Consider the following 2,842-nt stretch of genomic DNA (forward strand, 5'->3'; position numbering starts at 1 on the left):
CAGATCTTGGCCTCCATCGCTCGCTTCGCCACCTCCACCCTTGACGCTCACGCACCTGATACTTATACAAGAAATCAATGACTCGGGAGACTAGTCATGGCGGCTCCTTATGCCGGTGCGTTCCCAGGTTCTTGGGTGGCCATGGTTCCGCGGCCACGTTTGATTCGGGGTTCGGGCATTCCTTTCATCATGCTCCGCAACGGCTGGTATATCGAGAACTACATGGAAAGACTTGACATTCCTCTAGTGGATTCATTGGCGCTGCAGGGAATGGGCGAATCGCTGCGGCCGCGCGCGAAGACTACGCCGCTGCGGCAGTCGCTGTCCTCACTACTGATGGACACGAAGGCCAAACCTACGAAATAGCCGGCGACGGCGCCTTCACGATGAAATCATTGTCTACATCCGCCCAGCCAAGCGTCAGCAACTTCTTTGCCTGGGGCGCAGGCGGTCGCATTGCCAACAAGTTCTTCGACCAGTTGGAACTTGAACTCCAACAAAGTAAGAAAACGCCAACACAATGAAAGGCAGAACGGTTGCGGCAATTGTTTTGTTTTCCGGAGGTTAAAGTTTAACGCATAGGAACTTGCTGGCCGGAGAGGTCCAAAGTTCAGAAGTTTAATCTGGGCCATTTCGGGCCGTGCTGGCGCGGAGGGCAGACCGTCGCGAGTGCTCCCGATGAAAATCATTTCACAGTATCGCCAACAGGCGAGACTGGTGTACTATGGGGCCCTTTCAAGAAAGGAAATTCCGGCACCTTCGGACGTGGTTTCTGAGGACGGAAGCCGTGGAGACGTCACCAACACCAATGTGGGAGCTGTAACGACGCCCAATCAGTTCGTCGAGACGGTGTTCCATGACAGTCCGAGGATCGAGGGAAAGGAGTAGAGAGTGCTCGCTTATCGATTGCTCGAAGCACAGGCACAGCCGGAGCTTCAAGAAGTACCCGACCCCCACGCAGGCCCAGGCCAGGTCGTGGTCAAGGTGGGCGGCCAACGGGCTTTGTCATGCTGACTTCGTGCTCGCTTCGCGAGATCCGAACGCTTGGGGAGATGGGGCCTGCCGATCAGGACAGATGGGATCTGGAACAAACCTTCGTCAGCGTCACCGTTCCGGCGGAACAGAGCAAGTTGAATTTCACCGTTGGGCGCCAGGAGCTCCAGTATACCTCGCCGCTGACATTTGGCGCGGTGACGATAGGAAGGAGGAAATTACCGTTTATTTCCGGATCGGTGGTGGCCAAGCCGACGTTGTCGGAGTTGACCGGACTTGGCGATAGCGGATCGCGTTAGACGAAAGGCAAATATATGGTGGTGTCGTGATGACCGTATGCGAACGTGCTGAAGGAGGAGCGTTCTGACAAAATTATCAGAACTCGAGTCCCATCAGTCCTTTCCCGTTTTCCGTACCCTCGGGGAACCGCGCAAGAACTGGCTGGAGAAGTTCCTTTCTACTTTCGCAGACGTACGCGGCGGCGAAGGCGTAATCTCCGTGCTCCTGACCACAAACCTGGCCATTCTCCTGGGTTCTTACTATCTGCTCAAGCCGGTCCGCGAAGCGCTCATTCTCACCGAGGGCGGTGCGGAGGTGAAATCCTATTCCTCGGCGGCGCAAGCTGTCCTGCTCCTGCTTGTCGTGCCAGCTTACGGCGCCTTCGGTTCGCGCGTGCGGCGGTTGAAACTCATCGCGTCGGTCACCTTTTTCTTCGTCTCGAATCTGATCGTTTTTTATTTCCTGGGCAAGGCTGGCGTTCGCGAGGGAGTGATCTTCTTCATTTGGGTGGGGATCTTTAACTACTTTGTGATTGCACAGTTTTGGGCGTTTGCCAACGACTTGTTTAGCGAGTCCCAAGGCAAGCGGCTGTTCCCGATTCTCGGCATCGGCAGTTCACTTGGAGCCTTGGTCGGCGCCTGGGCCGCGAGTCGGCTCATTAACTTCGTCGGACCTTACGGTCTCATACTAGCTGCGGCAGGAGGCATCACAACTTGCATCGCGCTCACCGCATTGGCAGACCGGTGGGGAGCCCAACGAACCGGCGAACAGGAATCAACGAAGTCCAAAATCCCACTCGGAAAAGAGGGAGGGTTCGAGCTCATATGGAAAGATAGATATCTTCTGCTAATCGCTGTTCTGACAGTTCTCCTAAACGTCGTGAATACCTCCGGCGAATTTATCTTGAGCAAGCTGGTGGTTGCGCGCTCACTCGAGCTATTTGGCCCGGGAGCGGAGATGGCACGGAAGACATTTGTGGGCAGTTTCTACGCTCAGTTTTTTGGCTGGGTGAATCTGCTCGGTCTGGTGCTGCAGACGCTATTCGTCTCGCGTATCTTCCGTTATGTGGGTGTTCGAGGATCCCTGTTTATCCTCCCCACCATCGCTTTCACTGGTTACACAATGATTCTGCTGTACCCTGCGCTTGGAGTGGTGCGGCTACTGAAGATCCTGGAGAACAGCACTGACTATTCCGTGCAGAATACCGCACGCCAGGCCTTATTTCTTCCCACCAGCCGTGAAGCAAAATACAAAGCGAAAGTGGCGGTGGACACGTTCTTCGTGCGTATCGGGGATGTGTTACAAGCCGGAATCGTTTACGTCGGGACGATGTTAGCGTTTTCGATTTCCACTTTCGCAGCCATCAGTGTGGCGTTGACGTTGGCGTGGATTCTGGTTTCAGTCGGCATTTACCGCGAGCACAAGCAGCGCATTCCTACAGTCTCATGACGCTGATATATGCCTAGCCTGCATCATTCGTGAAGCCCGCGGCGAGCGGCTATTGTGAGCGCGAGATTGTGGCGAAGCTGCTTTAGGCTCGGTGATATTGGTTAGCGTACGAGAGCGGGCA

General features: G+C 55.1%; 4 protein-coding genes. All 4 read left to right on the forward strand.

The window, feature by feature from the left end:
• Nucleotides 1–96 precede the first annotated feature (96 nt).
• The 4 genes from Q363_RS31130 to Q363_RS31145 all read left to right on the forward strand — a co-directional run bounded on the left by Q363_RS31130 (nucleotide 97) and on the right by Q363_RS31145 (nucleotide 2,721).
• Nucleotides 97–366, forward strand: coding sequence for a hypothetical protein (locus tag Q363_RS31130; RefSeq protein ID WP_035358560.1), 270 nt, complete (start codon nucleotides 97–99; stop codon nucleotides 364–366).
• Between the two features lie 312 nt (nucleotides 367–678).
• On the forward strand, nucleotides 679–888 hold the full coding sequence (locus tag Q363_RS43480; RefSeq protein ID WP_035358562.1) for a hypothetical protein: 210 nt from the start codon (nucleotides 679–681) through the stop codon (nucleotides 886–888).
• A 164-nt stretch (nucleotides 889–1,052) separates the two neighbouring features.
• The gene (locus tag Q363_RS31140) at nucleotides 1,053–1,292 is read left to right on the forward strand and encodes a hypothetical protein (RefSeq protein WP_169747210.1); all 240 of its coding nucleotides are present in this window, start codon (nucleotides 1,053–1,055) and stop codon (nucleotides 1,290–1,292) included.
• A 199-nt stretch (nucleotides 1,293–1,491) separates the two neighbouring features.
• A complete protein-coding gene (locus tag Q363_RS31145) occupies nucleotides 1,492–2,721 on the forward strand; it encodes an NTP/NDP exchange transporter (protein WP_051979593.1) in 1,230 nt (409 codons plus the stop codon).
• The last annotated feature ends 121 nt before the right edge of the window (nucleotides 2,722–2,842 follow it).

Origin of the sequence: Edaphobacter aggregans DSM 19364 (genome assembly GCF_000745965.1) — a bacterium.
Classification (GTDB): domain Bacteria; phylum Acidobacteriota; class Terriglobia; order Terriglobales; family Acidobacteriaceae; genus Edaphobacter; species Edaphobacter aggregans.

What these genes read in the sequence shown, in the direction of transcription:
- Q363_RS31130 (WP_035358560.1), top strand. Translation starts at nt 97, where the DNA reads ATGGCGGCTCCTTATGCCGGTGCGTTCCCAGGTTCTTGGGTGGCCATG.
- Q363_RS43480 (WP_035358562.1), top strand. Translation starts at nt 679, where the DNA reads ATGAAAATCATTTCACAGTATCGCCAACAGGCGAGACTGGTGTACTAT.
- Q363_RS31140 (WP_169747210.1), top strand. Translation starts at nt 1,053, where the DNA reads ATGGGGCCTGCCGATCAGGACAGATGGGATCTGGAACAAACCTTCGTC.